Origin of the sequence: Streptomyces sp. AM6-12 (assembly GCF_044327085.1) — a bacterium.
GTDB lineage: Bacteria > Actinomycetota > Actinomycetes > Streptomycetales > Streptomycetaceae > Streptomyces.
In genome coordinates, this window is the sequence record NZ_JBIQWN010000002.1 from 1,075,165 (window position 1) to 1,089,513 (window position 14,349).

Sequence of the window (14,349 nt, forward strand, 5' to 3'; positions counted from 1 at the left end):
CGAGAACCGACAGCAGTTGTTCATGAGTTTGGACAGCACTCGCCCCGCCGTAGGAATCGAACAGTTCATGATTCCGGGCAGCACGGGCTCTGCCGGATTGGTGTGATCAGTTCCTGTCGCAAGTGATGTCAGTTGACGATGCTGGGGAGGTCCCCTGCGTCTGACGGGTGCTCGGTGGCGGCCCAGGTGGCGAGGAGCCGCAGGGCGTCGTGCTCGGGGGAGCCGGGGGCGGCGCTGTAGGCGGTCAAAGTCAGTCCTGGCTGGGCGGGTAGCTCCATGGCGTCGAAGTCGAGGGTGAGGTCGCCGACGGCGGGGTGGTGGAACGCTTTGCGGCCGGTGTGGTGCAGGCGCACGTTGTGCTTGGCCCAGGCGGTGCGGAACTCCTCGCTGCGGGTGACGAGCTCGCCGATCAGCCCGGTCAGCTCGGTGTCGTGCGGGGCGCGTCCGGCCTCGGTGCGCAGCAGGGCGACGGTGGTGTTCACGCCGGCTTCCCAGTCGGGGAAGAAGTCGCGGCCGGCGGGGGTGAGGAACTGGGCGCGGGCGATGTTGGTGGTCTTGGCAGTGGGGTGGGGGAACAGGGGGGCGTAGAGGGCGCGGCCGAGGGGGTTGGTGGCGAGGATTTCGAGGCGGCCGTTGCGGATGAAGGCCGGGGAGTCGGTCATGGAGGCCAGGACGCGCAGAACGCTGTCGGGGAGGGCCCCGGCAGGGCGGCGGGTGCGGCGGGCGGGGCGCTTGGCGGCGGCGCGGGCGAGGTCGAACAGGTGGGCGCGTTCGGCGTCGTCGAGCTGGAGGGCGTTGGCGACGGCGTCAAGGACTTCCTCGGAGGCTCCGGCGAGGTGGCCGCGCTCCAGGCGGACGTAGTAGTCGATGCTGACGCCGGCGAGCAGGGCGACTTCTTCGCGGCGCAGGCCGGGCACGCGCCGGTTGCCGCCGTAGGCGGGCAGCCCGGCCTGCTGCGGGGTGATCTTGGCGCGGCGGGAGGCCAGGAACTCGCGGATGTCGCTCTCGGTGCTCATGCTTTCCACGCTAAGCCGGACGGCGCGCACGTGGGGGGTCCTGTCAGTACCTGTAACGGCAGGCCCTTCTCCACCTTCTTGAGCTGGGGTTTCCTCGATATCAGAGGCCGCCGGAGCCATCGGTGGCCGACCGGAACGGTTCACGGCGGCTGCCGTGGAACCCGGAACCGGCTCGGCCCATCCGTTCGATCAAGGAGTCACCGCTCATGCCGAAGCAGCACGCGCCCCAGGAGCTTGCCGGAATCGCTCCGAAGCTGGTCGAGGTCACCAACGAGGTCCTCTTCGGTGATGTCTGGGAGCGCCCCGGGCTGTCGCCCCGGGACCGCAGTCTGGTGACCGTGAGCGTGCTGGCAGCGCTGTACCGCAGCGAGCAGCTCGGCTACCACCTCGGCGTAGCCCTGGACAACGGGCTGAGCGTGGAGGAGCTGTCCGAGGCGATCACGCACCTGGCGTTCTACGCCGGCTGGCCCAACGCGATGACCGCGATCACGCAGTTGAAGAAGATCGCCGACGAGCGCGGCGCCTGACCCCCGGCGCGAGTGGCGCAACAACACCCGGCACAGCCGGTGGGCTGTACGGAACCGATGAGGAGAGAACCGGATGACTGACAACGGATTCGACCAGATGTTCCCCCTTGGGGAGAAGAACGACGCCTTCGCGCCGTACTTCATCGGCCAGAGCTACTTGGCCCCGCTGGCCTCGGGGAGCGTTCCCGTCAGCAACGTCTCCTTCGAGCCGGGCTGCCGCAACAACTGGCACATCCACCACGGCACGGCCGGGGGCGGTGACCAGATCCTGCTGTGTACGGCGGGCAGCGGCTGGTACCAGGCCGAGGGCGAGGAGCCCGTCAGTATGGAGCCGGGAACGGTGGTCCACGTCCCGGCGGGCACGAAGCACTGGCACGGTGCGAAGGCCGACTCGTGGTTCTCCCACGTCGCCTTCATCACGCCGGGCGAGAACGTCAGCAACGAATGGCTGGAGCCCGTCACCGACGAGGCGTACGGGCAGCTGCCGAAGAACGGAGCGAACGCATGACCGTCCTGAACGAGACCTACACGCTGTCGAACGGCGTCGAGATCCCCAGGCTGGGGCTCGGCACCTGGTTCATCGACGACGACAAGGCGGCCGACGCGGTCCGCGCAGCCGTGGAAATCGGATACCGCAACATCGACACCGCCCAGGCCTACGGCAACGAGCGCGGCGTCGGCGAGGGCGCGCGCACCTCGGGGCTGGCCCGGGACGAGCTGTTCGTGTCGACCAAACTCGCCGCGGAGATCAAGGACTACGACCAGGCGCTCGCCGCGATCGACGGCTCCCTGGACACGCTGGGCCTGGACTACGTCGACCTGATGCTGATCCACAGCCCGCAGCCGTGGGACGACTTCCGCGGCGGCGACTACGCCCAGGGCAACCGTGAGGCGTGGCGTGCCCTGGAGGACGCCCACCGGGCCGGCAAGATCCGCTCCATCGGGGTGTCCAACTTCCAGCAGCACGACCTGGAGAACATCCTTGAGGGCGCGAGTGTCGTTCCGCACGTGAACCAGCTGCTCGTGCACGCTGGCAACACCCCCTCCGACCTGCTGGCCTACTGCGAGAGCAAGCAGATCCTCGTCGAGGCGTACTCGCCGATCGCCCACGGCGCGATCTTGAAGAACGCCGAAGTCCAGGCAATGGCGGACAAGTACAGCGTGTCCGTTCCCCAGCTGTGCATCCGCTACACCCTGCAGCTGGGCACGGTGTCGCTGCCCAAGACGGCTAACCCTGAGCACATGCGCTCCAACGCCGAGGTCGACTTCGAGATTTCCGGCGACGACATGGACGTCCTGCGAGAGCTGCGCGACGTGGACTACGGGGAGCACAGCGCCTTCCCCGTCTACAGCGGCAAGTGACGCCGGACGGGCGCCACCTCGCGCCGCCACGGCCGGCCACGACGCAACCGGCCGGGTCGCGCGCCGCGCCATCAAGACCGGGCTGAGCCTGTGATCCCACCCCGTTATGAGGACCTGCCGTCATGAACCGCACCGTGCTCACCTGCCCCGGCACCGAAGCTGCCGTGCCGGCCCGGCCAAGCGGCGCCGCCCGTGCGGCGCTGGGGGCCGCGGTGCTGGGCTTCTTCGTCATCACCTTCGACGCTGTCGTCGTCAACGTCGCCCTGCCCTCGATCCGGCGCGACGTCGGCGGCGGCCTCGCCGGCCTGCAGTGGGTCGTCGACGGCTACACCCTGATGTTCGCCGCGCTGCTGCTGTCCGCCGGCTCCCTGGCCGACCGCATCGGTGCCCGCCGCGCACTGGCCGCGGGCCTGGCGGTGTTCGCCGCCGCATCGGCCGCCTGCGGCCTCGCCCCCGGCATCGGGGCGCTGGTCGCCGCCCGCTTCGTCCAAGGGGCGGCGGCCGCGGTGATGATGCCGGCCTCCATGGCGCTGATCGGCCACGCCTACCCCGATGCGCGCCGCCGGGCGCGGGCGGTGGCGATCTGGGCGATGGGCGGCGCGGTGGCGTCCTCCTCTGGCCCCGTGCTCGGGGGACTGCTCACCCAGCTGTCCTGGCGGTGGATCTTCTTCATCAACCTGCCCGTCACCGCGGCGGCCCTGCTCCTGCTCGCCCGCACCCCCCGTTCGCCCCACCGACGCGTCCCCCTCGACTGGGCCGGGTAGGCCAGCGCGGTGATCGCGATGGGCGCCCTGACCTACGGGGCGATCGAGGCTGGCAGCGCGGGCTTCACCGCACCGCGGGTGATCACGGCGTTCGCGCTCGCCGCGTTCCTGGCCGCTCAGGCCCGCGGCCGCCACCCGATGATGCCGCTGGAGCTGTTCCGCTCCCACACGGTGAGCGTTGCCGTCGTCATCGGGTTCGCGTTCATCGTCGGCTACTACGGCCTGCCGTTCGTCATCAGCCTCTACCTGCAACAGGTCAGGGGCCTGGCCGCGCTGGCCACCGGCACCGCATTTCTGCCCATGATGCTGATCGGCGCCGCCCTGACCCCCTTCAGCGCACGACTCGCTGAACGGGCCGGCGCCCGCGCCCTCGCCATAGGCGGCCTGGCCTTGATGGCCACCGGACTCGTCCGGCTCGCCGTACTGCCCGCCTCCACGCCCGTGTGGGAGATCGCTGCGCTCCTGGTCCTGGTCGGCCTGGCCGGCCCCTTGGTCATGCCGCCGGTAACCGCCGTCCTGCTCGACGCCGTCCCCGCCCACCAGGCTGGCGTCGCCAGCGGCGTGTTCAACACCAGCCGCCAGGTCGGCGGCGCGCTCGCCGTCGCGGTCTTCGGCGCCCTGCTCGCCCAGCCCGCCGGCTTTATGACCGGCATGCGCGAAAGCCTGCTCATCGCCGCGGCCGTCGCCCTCGCGGCAGCCGTGGCCAGCGCCCGCCTGGCACCGACCAAGCGCCTCTGAACCGCCCGCACTCACGACCAGCCGAAGGACATCCGCAGGGGCCGCGAGCAGATCTCGTCGTTTCTCGTGAATATCGAACACAACGCGCCGCTTACGCCTCCCAATTTCGTGTACAAGTGCTGTCGGTTCTCGGGTTCTGGCTCAAATTCCGTGACCCGTGGAGGCGCTGTCCGCACCGCTGGGCGAAACCGCAGTTCACCACAGTGAGTGGATGCGCTGCTGGGCAGTCCACGGGGCCGTTTCACAGAAGTTGAGCCAGAACCTCACTTCGGGAGGCGGCCCAGGGCATCCAAGAATCGAACACTGAGCATGTCGCCCTCTGGTCGGCGGCCGCCCGGCATAGTTACGAGGGTGACCACACACCAGAACCACGTGAGTGCCGGCTGCATCGCCGACGCCGCAGCACCCATCACCGCCGCGCTCGCAGCCGTCGGGGACCTGGACATCAATGTGCCTGCCGCTGACGTGCTGATCTCGTATACCGCCCGGGGCTGCATTGTGCGCGTGGCCGACCGTCGAGCCCAACACCAAGAGGCGGTGGAGCGCGCATTCTGGGACGCGTTCATCGCAGCTGGATGGGGTGTAGCCCGCCGTCAGCCGGCGGTCTTCGGCTTGAGCATCCGTCCAGCATGACTCGCCTCTGAGGAACCGAACACCGCCGGGCTTTGGTGCCTCCCGAAGTGATGAACATCTGCTGCTCGTTCTCGGGTTCTTGCTCAACTTCTGTGAAACGGCCCCGTGGACTGCCCAGCAGCGCATCCACTCACTGTGGTGAACTGCGGTTTCGCCCAGCGGTGCGGACAGCGCCTCCACGGGTCACGGAAGTTGAGCCAGAACCGGTTCTCGTGAACAAAACCAAGCTCGGCGCTCTCGGCCTGGCGCTCAACGCCGTGGTGCTGTTCAACAGCCTCTACATCGACGCCGCCGTCAAGCAACTGGCCGCCGACGGCTTCCCGGTCACCGACGAGCTGCTCACGCGCCTCTCCCCGCTCCAGTACGACCACGTCAACTTCCTGGGCCGCTACGCCTTCACCCGGCCGCCGGCGCCGGGCCTGCGGCAGCTACGCGACCCGCACAGCGACGACGAGGCGGCCGACGGCGAGGATGGATAGCCGCGGGCCCGTACCGGCGAACAGCGGTCCGGCCCGGAGCCATACCTACGCCTCCGGGCCGGACCGTTCTGTGCGAGTCGGGCTCAGCCAGTGGGCAGGATGCGCAGGTGCGGCCTGCCCTGAGTCAACCCCGATGGGCAGGCGCGGGGCGGTGCGGTCCGTCCGGCAAACCCATGGCGAGCAGCTCGTCCTGACCGGGCCGGCTCGCATGACACACACCCACCACAAAAAGAATCTCTGTTCTGCTAGCGTCTCCCGTAAGCAGAACAGAGATTCTTTTTGTGGGAGGTGTTGTGCCTCGGCTCACCGACGCGCGCAAGGAACTCCGGCGTACTCAGATCGCCGAGGCCGCCGTTCGCTGCTTCAGCCGCAACGGCCTGGAGCGGACCTCGATCGCCGACATCATCGCCGAGTCCGGCCTCTCGGCCGGCTCGATCTATGCGCACTACCGCAACAAGGCCGACCTGGTGCAGGCCGCCGCCCGCGAGATGCTCGCCAAGCGCGGCGGCACCATCGGCGAGTACGCCGCAGCGGACGTTCCGCCCGACCCCGACGAACTGCTCTCCCACCTGATCGCCGCGATCGACCCCGCCGAGGCCCGGGTCGGCATACAGACCTGGGGTGAAGCGACCACCGACCCAATCATCCGCGACATCGTCGTCGACGCGACCGACCGGATGCGCGCGATGCTGCACGACTGCGTCACGGCCTGGCTCGTCAAGGTCGAGCACCACGAGCCGCCCCAAGCCCGGGAGCGCGCCACGCCGATCGCCCACCGGGTCATGGCGCTCTACCAGGCCGAACTGCTGTACACCGCCTTGCGAACACCGACCGAGGAGACACCGTCGTGATCACCGCGACCGCTTCGTTCGCCGCCCGCACCGTTTTCCGGATCGGCTACGGCGCACTGCAGCTCGAGCGGCTGCACGACCGCCGCGGCGAGGCCGTCGCGCTGCTGCGCCGCGCGGTCGAGCTGGGCGTCGACCACGTGGACACCGCCGAGTTCTACGGCTTCGGTTTCGCCAACGACGTGATCCGCGAGGCACTTCGCCCCGAGGACGACGTCCTGGTCGTCACGAAGGTGGGGGCCGACCCCAACCCCGGCGGGCACCTGCCGCTGCGTCTGGCACAGCGGCCCGAGCAACTGCGCGCCAGCGTCGAGGACAACCTGCGCAGCCTCGGCGTCGACCGGCTCGCGGTCGTCAACCTCCGCCGCCTGGACACCGGCCCCGGCCTGCGTCCTCAGGGGGACCAGGTCGTCGACCTCGACGACCAGCTCGCCGTGATGACCGCACTGCGCGACGAGGGCAAGATCGGCGCGATCGGCCTGAGCAGCGTCACCCTCGACGGTCTGCGCCGTGCCCTGCCCGCCGGCGTCGTCTGCGTGCAGAACGCCTACAGTCTCGTCTCCCGCGACGACGAGGACATGCTGCAGCTGTGCGCGGCCGAAGGCATCGCCTGGGTGCCGTTCTTCCCGCTCGGCGGGGCCTTTCCCGGCCTGCCCAAAGCGACCGACGCGCCGGCGGTGCACGCCGTGGCCGAGTCCCTGGGCGCCACGCCCTCCCAGGTCGGCCTCGCCTGGTTGCTGCACCACGCCCCGAACGTGCTGCTCATCCCCGGCACCGCCAATGCCGCCCACCTGGAGGCCAACATCGCGGTCAGCGACATCGCCCTCGACGCCGAGACCCTCGCCACCCTCGATGCCATCAAGTCCCGCTCCAACGACGTCCCCATCGGCTGACCGGAACCAACGCGACCCGGCTCGCGACCACACCACACGCCGGACACCCTGACGAACCGCCAGGCCACGCCCGATAACCCCGCTCTACCCCGCTCCAAGGACGGATCATGAAGGCCATCATCTACCGCGACAACGGCGCCCCCGACGTTCTGCAGTTCGTCGACCGTGACCTGCCCGCGCCCGGCCCCGGCGAGGTGCGCGTCCGGGTCGCCGTGTCCGGGGTCAACCCGACCGACTGGCAGGCGCGCGCCGGCGCGGGCCACCCCAAGCACTTCTTCGAGGTCACCCCGCACCTCGACGGCGCCGGCACGATCGACGCCGTCGGTGAGGGCGTCGACCACAGCCGGGTCGGTCAGCGGGTCTGGCTGTTCATGGCCACCGCCGGGCGGCCCACCGGCACCGCCGCCGAGTTCACCGTCGTGCCCGCCGAACAGGCCGTGCCGCTGCCCGACGAGGCCGGCTTCGACGTCGGCGCCGCACTCGGAGTCCCCGCGCTGACCGCGCACCGCGCGCTCACCGTCGCCGAGGACGGACCGCGTCGGCTGCGGCCCGGGGCACTCGACGGGAAGGTGGTGCTCGCCGCAGGCGGGGCCGGAGCGGTCGGGCACGCGGTGATCCAGCTCGCCCGATGGGCTGGCGCCACCGTGATCAGCACGATCAGCAGCCCCGAGAAAGCCCGGCTGGCGGCCGCCGCCGGAGCCCACCACGTGATCAACTACCGCGAGGGCGACCCGGCCGCCGAGATCCGCAAGATCGCCCCGGACGGCGTCGACACCGTCGCCGAGGTGGCCCTGGGTGCGAACCTCGCACTGGATCTGGCCGTGCTGCGAACCCGCGGCACGATCTCGACCTACGCCAACGACGGTGGCAAGCCAGTCGAACTGAACGTGCTGCAGAACATGGTGCTGAACACACGCTTCCAGTTCCTGGTGCTCTACACGGCCGGTCCGGAGGCACGCGCCGCGGCCGTCCAGGACGTCGCCGCCGCAGTGCGCGACGGCGCGCTGCCGGTCGGCGAGAAGCACGGCCTGCCGCTGATCCGCTTTCCCCTCGACCGCACCGCTGACGCGCACCGAGCGGTCGAGAGCCGCGCGGTCGGCAAAGTCATGGTGGACGTCACCTCCTGACGCCCAGTCGGCCACCGCGCGCCCACCCGCCGCCCCGGGGAACCCGGCATGGGGCGGCCGGGTGGGCGGCGTCGGTGACGCGGTACTGCGTCAGCCACTACCGCTAATCCCCGTTCCGATACTCCTCAAGGGCCACCCCAGACGGAGTTCGTGCTCGTCAACGTCGCCTGGCTGTCCCGTTGACCGACGGCGCGGCCGGTGCCCCAGGCGGTGGCGACGTTGTGGATCTCCCAGGCGAGGACCACCTAGGTTCTGTCGTCAAATGTCAGCCCACATCAGCAGGGCTGCGAGGGTGACGGCTGCTTGGTAGGACTCGGTGGTCTTGTCGTACCGGGTGGCGATGCCGCGCCATTGCTTCAGTTTGTTGAAGCACCGTTCCACTACGTTGCGCCGCTTGTAGGTGTCGCGGTCGAAGGCCGGGGGTCGTCCGCCGCGGCTGCCGCGGTTCAGCCGGTTGCGGACCTGGTCGGCTCGCTCGGGGATGGTGTGGCTGATCCCGCGCCGCCGCAGCCAGGTGCGGATCGCTCTGGAGCTGTAGCCCTTGTCACCCAGCACATGCGAGGGCCGCACCCGGGGTCGTCCCGGGCCGGTGCGGGGCACCCGGATCGCCTCCATCACGGCGGTGAACTGGGTGCAGTCGTTGGTGTTGCCGCCCGTGACGATGAAAGCCAGCGGGCGGCCCACACCGTCGCAGGCCAGGTGAATCTTGCTGGTCAGGCCGCCTCGGGAGCGTCCGAGGGCCGGGCTGCGGAGCCCCTTTTTCGGGCCCCGGCGGCATGCTGGTGAGCGCGGACGATCGTGGAGTCGACCGACACCAGCCAGTCGATGTCGCCGGCGGCGTCCGCCTTCGCCTGGGCGGCGCGGAGCATCCGCTCGAACGTGCCGTCCGCCGCCCACCGGCGAAAACGGGTGTGCAGCGTGGCCCACGGCCCGTACCGCTCGGGCACATCCCGCCAGGCCGTGCCAGTACGGAACTTCCACACGATCCCGTTGAGGACTCTGCGGTCATCCAGCCGCTTGCGCCCACGCAATGTCACGGGCAGCAACGGCCGGACGAACTCCCATTCTGCATCGGACAGTTCATGGCGACGTATCACCTGACCATGATCCACCACTCAAGATCATTTGAAGACACCGCCTAGTACTCCAGCAGGATTTTGCTGTCTGACCTGGTCTTTCGCCGGGCGGCCGGAGTGTAGCGCGGCTTCGGTGGTGTGGGGGCGGTCTCACGGGGACCGCCCCTCGATCGTGCGACAACGCCGCAGGTAGTGACAGCGGCGGGGCAGCCTCCGAGGGTGATCACCGAGTATGCCGCCGAGCAGTGGGACCTCGAACTGGACGATCTCTTCCTGAGCATCGGGCACCGCTTCGGCCGAGTCGAGCTCCGCCGCCGCATGCGTGACTACGTGCGCGGGCTGCTCGCCCCGGTGGCCCGCAAGAACAGCTGGCAGCTGGCCGAACAGGCCGGCCACCGCACGCCTGACGGGTTGCAGCACCTCCTAGCCGGATCGAAGTGGGAGTCCGATGACATCCGCGACGACCTGCAGGAATACGTCGCCGACAAGCTCGGCGAGAACGACGGCGTACTGATCATCGACGACACCGGGTTCGTCAAGAAGGGCACCACCTCAGCCGGGGTCCAGCGCCAGTACTCCGGAACCGCCGGCCGGACGGAGAACTGCCAGATCGGCGTCTTCGCCGCCTACGCCTCTGTCCGCGGCCGGGCTCTGGTCGACCGTGAGTTGTATCTCCCGAAGTCATGGACCGAGGACCGGGAACGCTGTCGCACCGCAAGGGTCCCCGGCGAGCGGGAGTTCGCCACCAAAGGCGAACTGGCCCGGCACATCGTGCTGCGGGCCCTCGCCTCGCCGTTGCCCATCGCCTGGGTCACCGCGGACTCCGCCTACGGCCAGGACAACCGCTTTCGCCGGCTGCTGGAGCAGTCAGGTGTTGGCTATGTAATGGCTGTCCCCAAGTCGCAGTTCAGCGTGGGCTGTTCACGGATCGAGGGCCTGTTCGCGCAGGCCCCCAACGAAGCGTGGGAGAAGATCTCCTGCGGCGACGGCGCGAAGGGGCCACGCGTCTACCACTGGGCAGCAGTGCGGCTGCCGGCCGTCGCCGAGTTCGACTACCAGGGCCAGGTGCCTCACCGGATGCGGTGGGCACTGGCCCGGCGCAGCATCAGCAAGCCAGACGAGATCGCCTACTACCTCGCCTACACACCCCTTCAGGTCACCGTCCAGGAGCTGGTGAGAGTCGCCGGGACGCGCTGGGCGATCGAGGAGTGCTTCCAGGCCGCGAAGAACGAGTGCGGCCTGGACCAGTACGAGGTTCGCCGCTACGTGGGCTGGTATCGGCACATCACGCTGGCCATGCTTGCGCACGCCTTCCTGGCCGCTACGGCACACCAGGTCCGGGAAAAGGGGGCGGAACAGGTGGGACAGCTGGGGTCATCGGACTCACAGTGGCGGAGGTTCGGCGACTCCTGGCAGCTTGTCGTGCCCAGCCCCCGCACCGGAGCGGATATCGCGGACGACGTCATGCGCTGAGCTGGTCGAACTGGCGCCGTCAGCGCCAAGCAGTCGCCCGCCGCTGTCACTACCTGCGGCGTTGTCGCACGATCGAGGGGCGGTCCCCGTGAGACCGCCCCCACACCACCGAAGCCGCGCTACACTCCGGCCGCCCGGCGAAAGACCAGGTCAGACAGCAAAATCCTGCTGGAGTACTAGCCCGCACCGGCCGCAGCGGCGATGTTCGCGAGGTCGGCGGTCCCGGCGATCGCGTCCTGGCCCACCTTGAGCGGGCGGGCCTAGATCAGCCCGACCAGCTCGCCGCGCTCCAACGGCATCCTGACCGGCCGCGTGCATGACGGCCACAAGGAGACGTACAACACCCAGGTGACTCTTCAGGTCGAGTACCGCGGACGCTTCAGCGCACCCGGAATCGCAGACTCGCACAATGAACCGCTCCGGGATCGGTGGAGGCTCTATGCGCTGACTCCAGCCGCCGGTTGGGGCTGGTGTTGAGCGTAGTGGTTGGTCTCGTGCTCGTGGGGCGGGATGTCTCCGATCGCGGTGTGGAGGCGCTGGTTGTTGAACCAGTCGACCCATTCCGCGGTGCCGAGTTCGACGTCGGCGAGGCCGTGCCAGGGCCTGCGGGGCTTGATCAGCTCGGTCTTGTAGAGGCCGATCTGGGATTCCATGAGCGCGTTGTCCAGGGCGTCGCCGACGGTGCCGATCGAGGCATCGATACCCGCCTCGATCAGGTGCGCCGTGAACGCGAACGACGTGTATTGGCCGCCGGCATCCGAATGATGAACGAGCCCCGGTCCAGCGGGAGTTCCGGCGCGGTCGCGGCGCCACAGGGCCATGTCGAGGGCGTCGAGGACGAGCTTGGCCCGCTTGCTGGTGGCAGCGGACCAGCCCACGATCGCCCGGGAGAACACGTCCACGACGAACGCGACGTAGACGATCCCGGACCAGGTGGCGACATAGGTGAAGCCCGCGACCCATCTTTCGTTCGGCCGGGACGCCGTGAAGTCGCGTTGCAGCAGGTCAGCTGCCCGATCACGGCCGTCGTCCCGGACGGTGGTGCGGATCTTCCTCCCTCGCCGGGCGCCCTCCAGGCCCAGGTCGCGCATCAGCCGGGCGACGGTGCAGCGGGCCACCGGTATGCCCTCGCGATGCAGTTGTCGCCAGACTTTCCTGACCCCGTAGACGCTGAAGTTGTCCGTGTGGACGCGGCTGATCTGCGTCTTCAGCTCGGCATCGCGGACCGATCGGTCGCTGGGTGTGCGGTTCTTCGCCGCGTAGTAGGTGCTCGTCGCGATCTTCAGTCCGTGGCTGGTCAGGACTCGGCAGATCGGCTCGACTCCGAACACCTTCTTGAACTCGTCGATGAACGCCACGAGCGCTTCGACGGCCGGTCGAGCTCGGCCGCGAAGAAAGCCGAAGCCGCCTTGAGGATCTCGTTCGCCCGCCGCAGTTCGGCGTTCTCCGCCTTCAGGCGCTTGATCTCTGCAGCCTCGTCCGAAGTCACGCCTGGACGCTGGCCGGCATCGACCTCGGCTTTGCGGACCCAGGTCCGCACCGTCTCAGCGGCACCGATCCCGAGCTTCGCGGCGACCGCCTTCATCGCGGCCCACTCGGTCGGGTAATTCGGGCAGACCTCCGCGACCATGCGCACCGCACGCTCACGAAGCTCAGCAGGGTAGGGGGACGGACGTGCCATGACTCGATCCTCTCAGGGAATCGAGCCTCCATCAGACTCGGAGCGGTTCATGTACCAACGTCGAATTCACTTTGCTGAGCCGGGACAAGGCTCATCCGGAGGCCTTCAGTAACGGCAGCCTGTCGTGGCCGGACAAAAGGCAATTGAACGTGCTCCTGGAAGACAGCGACCGTTCCAACGTCATGGGCTATCCGGTGGCTGGAGCGAAGGCGCCGTCCGGGAAGCAGGAGGCGTACCGGATCGCGCGCACGTACATGAACAATCGCTACCCCTGGGCCGAGGATGCGACCTCCCACCGTACAGATGCCGTGGGCGGGAAGGCCGAGCTCGGATGGATCACCAGTTGGCGCTGGCTACAGGACGACGTGCTGATGCCCAGAATGCTGGATGTCCAGGTCGACAGGACAGGGCGCGTCTCACAGGTGGATGTGACGCTCGGCCCGAAGCACGTGAAGCTCGGTAAGGCGAAGCTGGACGCCGGCCAGGCCGAACGAGCCGTGCGCGAGGGACTGATCGCACAGTACAAAGCCAACCGGGGAGGGGGCCTGGATGAACACCAGGTGGAGGCGAAGTACCAGGTTAAGGCGTTCACTCTGAAGGCTAACGAGCGGAACGGTACGTGGCGGCCGGAGTGGCTCGTGAACGTGTCGATGCGGACGCAGCCGGGAACCGAACCGCAACAGCCGAGCGATACGGACATGTGGCGAGTGGACGCGGTGAACGGGCAGGTCTACGACGGCACAGACGCACCTGTGAAGGCAGTCAGCTGAGGAGACGTAGCCCGCGGCCCTGCTCGGCACGGGCAGGGGCCAGACGGGAGGGTGCGGCCTGCCGAGGCAAGCCGGCTGCACCCGTGCGGGCATCAGCGGCCGGGCGAGCGCGGCGATCTCGTCCAGCTCCCGGCGGTGCCGCGGGAGCGCCCGGCGCAGGCCTTGGTGGAGGCGGAGGAATGAGCGTTTTCAGCGTTGCTTCTCCAGGGTGAGGACGGCTTTGGTGATGACGCTCATGCGGCTGGGGCTGACGCGGGATCTGCGGAAGATCTGCCAGGACTTCAGCCGTGCCATGCCTCGTTCGACGGGTGCCCGGGCCGCGGACAGGGCCCGGTTCACGGTCCGCTCGGTGAGGGTGAGTTCACCGCCTGGCGGGCGGCGTTTGGCTGTGGTGACCCAGTCGCCCGCGCCGATGTAGGCCATGTCGGCGAGGATCGGAACGCCCTGGCGCGCGCAGATCCGGAGGATCTTGTGGGTGCGGGCGGCCGTCAGATCGTGGGTCCGACCCGGCAGGGCCGGCGACAGCCACAGAATCTCGCCGGCCGGGTCCGTGACGACCTGCAGGTTCACCCCGTGCCGCTTGTGTTTCGAGGAGTAGTCGGCCTTGCCGTCGCCGACGGGGTCGCACTCTGCGAGCGTGCCGTCCAGGAGCACGAAGTCCGGGTCGTGCGCGCGGAGTGTCTTCAGCAGGCCCGGCGCCTGCTCGGCGAGCAGACCGGTGACCGCGGCGACGTAGGCATGGGTGGTGCCGACGGATATATCGAATGCCGCGGCGATCCTCGTGAGGGTGTCGTGGCGGCGCAGGTACACGAGTGCGACCAGCGCACGGCGGTGCGGCGGGAGTTTGCAGCGCCGGTCACCCTCACGGGTGACGATGAGCATCGTGACCCACTCGACCAGGGCGTGGGGCAGGTCGAGTGCGGCAGGATACGGAACCAACAGGGCTCCTGTGTCGCTGAGTT

At 69.0% G+C, this 14,349-nt stretch carries 13 protein-coding genes and 2 pseudogenes; 11 read left to right on the plus strand and 4 right to left on the minus strand.

What is annotated here, in order from left to right:
- Positions 1–128: 128 nt before the first annotated feature.
- A complete protein-coding gene (locus ACE4Q9_RS33215; RefSeq protein WP_397988205.1) occupies positions 129–1,016 on the minus strand; it encodes a helix-turn-helix transcriptional regulator in 888 nt (295 codons plus the stop codon).
- A 206-nt stretch (positions 1,017–1,222) separates the two neighbouring features.
- On the opposite strand from ACE4Q9_RS33215, the gene ACE4Q9_RS33220 reads away from it, so the two are divergent.
- The 9 genes and pseudogenes from ACE4Q9_RS33220 (at position 1,223) to ACE4Q9_RS33260 (ending at position 8,387) form a co-directional block, all read left to right on the plus strand.
- The gene (locus ACE4Q9_RS33220; RefSeq protein ID WP_397988206.1) at positions 1,223–1,543 is read left to right on the plus strand and encodes a carboxymuconolactone decarboxylase family protein; all 321 of its coding nucleotides are present in this window, start codon (positions 1,223–1,225) and stop codon (positions 1,541–1,543) included.
- A gap of 73 nt (positions 1,544–1,616) precedes the next feature.
- Positions 1,617–2,051 (plus strand): cupin domain-containing protein, encoded by a 435-nt coding sequence (locus tag ACE4Q9_RS33225; RefSeq protein WP_397988207.1) that lies wholly within the window; start codon positions 1,617–1,619, stop codon positions 2,049–2,051.
- Positions 2,048–2,905 (plus strand): aldo/keto reductase, encoded by an 858-nt coding sequence (locus tag ACE4Q9_RS33230; RefSeq protein ID WP_397988208.1) that lies wholly within the window; start codon positions 2,048–2,050, stop codon positions 2,903–2,905. The genes ACE4Q9_RS33225 and ACE4Q9_RS33230 overlap by 4 nt, the downstream gene beginning before the upstream one ends.
- A 122-nt stretch (positions 2,906–3,027) precedes the next feature.
- A pseudogene (locus ACE4Q9_RS33235) lies at positions 3,028–4,407 on the plus strand (MFS transporter).
- Positions 4,408–4,758: 351 nt separating this feature from the next.
- Positions 4,759–5,040, plus strand: a complete 282-nt coding sequence (locus ACE4Q9_RS33240) for a hypothetical protein (RefSeq protein WP_397988209.1) — start codon at positions 4,759–4,761, stop codon at positions 5,038–5,040.
- 212 nt (positions 5,041–5,252) lie between these two features.
- Positions 5,253–5,519, plus strand: a complete 267-nt coding sequence (locus tag ACE4Q9_RS33245) for a Tn3 family transposase (RefSeq protein WP_397988210.1) — start codon at positions 5,253–5,255, stop codon at positions 5,517–5,519.
- A 293-nt stretch (positions 5,520–5,812) separates the two neighbouring features.
- Positions 5,813–6,370: a TetR/AcrR family transcriptional regulator gene (locus ACE4Q9_RS33250; RefSeq protein WP_397988211.1), complete on the plus strand. Its 558-nt coding sequence runs from the start codon at positions 5,813–5,815 to the stop codon at positions 6,368–6,370.
- Positions 6,367–7,260: an aldo/keto reductase gene (locus tag ACE4Q9_RS33255; RefSeq protein ID WP_397988212.1), complete on the plus strand. Its 894-nt coding sequence runs from the start codon at positions 6,367–6,369 to the stop codon at positions 7,258–7,260. The genes ACE4Q9_RS33250 and ACE4Q9_RS33255 overlap by 4 nt, the downstream gene beginning before the upstream one ends.
- 107 nt (positions 7,261–7,367) lie before the next feature.
- Positions 7,368–8,387 carry an NADPH:quinone reductase gene (locus ACE4Q9_RS33260; protein WP_397988213.1) on the plus strand — a complete coding sequence of 340 codons (1,020 nt, stop codon included), beginning with the start codon at positions 7,368–7,370 and terminating at the stop codon, positions 8,385–8,387.
- Between the two features lie 258 nt (positions 8,388–8,645).
- On the opposite strand, the pseudogene ACE4Q9_RS33265 reads toward ACE4Q9_RS33260, so the two are convergent.
- Positions 8,646–9,481: pseudogene (locus ACE4Q9_RS33265) on the minus strand (IS5 family transposase).
- A 204-nt stretch (positions 9,482–9,685) separates the two neighbouring features.
- Between ACE4Q9_RS33265 and ACE4Q9_RS33270 the strand changes: the two are divergent.
- A complete protein-coding gene (locus ACE4Q9_RS33270) occupies positions 9,686–10,936 on the plus strand; it encodes an IS701 family transposase (protein ID WP_397988288.1) in 1,251 nt (416 codons plus the stop codon).
- A 437-nt stretch (positions 10,937–11,373) separates the two neighbouring features.
- On the opposite strand, the gene ACE4Q9_RS33275 is transcribed toward ACE4Q9_RS33270, so the two are convergent.
- Positions 11,374–12,617 (minus strand): IS3 family transposase gene (locus ACE4Q9_RS33275; RefSeq protein WP_397988214.1). Its coding sequence is split into 2 segments (ribosomal slippage): positions 11,374–12,335 and positions 12,335–12,617, totalling 1,245 coding nucleotides; the frame shifts between segments, so codons are not numbered across the junction.
- A 143-nt stretch (positions 12,618–12,760) separates the two neighbouring features.
- Between ACE4Q9_RS33275 and ACE4Q9_RS33280 the strand changes: the two genes are divergently transcribed.
- Entirely contained in the window at positions 12,761–13,387 is a 627-nt protein-coding gene (locus ACE4Q9_RS33280) for a hypothetical protein (RefSeq protein WP_397988215.1), read from the plus strand.
- Positions 13,388–13,576: 189 nt separating this feature from the next.
- Here ACE4Q9_RS33280 and ACE4Q9_RS33285 read toward each other — a convergent pair whose 3' ends face one another.
- A complete protein-coding gene (locus ACE4Q9_RS33285) occupies positions 13,577–14,326 on the minus strand; it encodes a transposase family protein (RefSeq protein ID WP_397988216.1) in 750 nt (249 codons plus the stop codon).
- Between the last annotated feature and the right edge of the window lie 23 nt (positions 14,327–14,349).

Bases quoted from the DNA above. Each gene is read 5' to 3' on its own strand.
- ACE4Q9_RS33220 (WP_397988206.1), top strand. From the start codon at position 1,223: ATGCCGAAGCAGCACGCGCCCCAGGAGCTTGCCGGAATCGCTCCGAAG.
- ACE4Q9_RS33260 (WP_397988213.1), top strand. From the start codon at position 7,368: ATGAAGGCCATCATCTACCGCGACAACGGCGCCCCCGACGTTCTGCAG.
- ACE4Q9_RS33225 (WP_397988207.1), top strand. From the start codon at position 1,617: ATGACTGACAACGGATTCGACCAGATGTTCCCCCTTGGGGAGAAGAAC.
- ACE4Q9_RS33230 (WP_397988208.1), top strand. From the start codon at position 2,048: ATGACCGTCCTGAACGAGACCTACACGCTGTCGAACGGCGTCGAGATC.
- ACE4Q9_RS33215 (WP_397988205.1), bottom strand. From the start codon at position 1,016: ATGAGCACCGAGAGCGACATCCGCGAGTTCCTGGCCTCCCGCCGCGCC.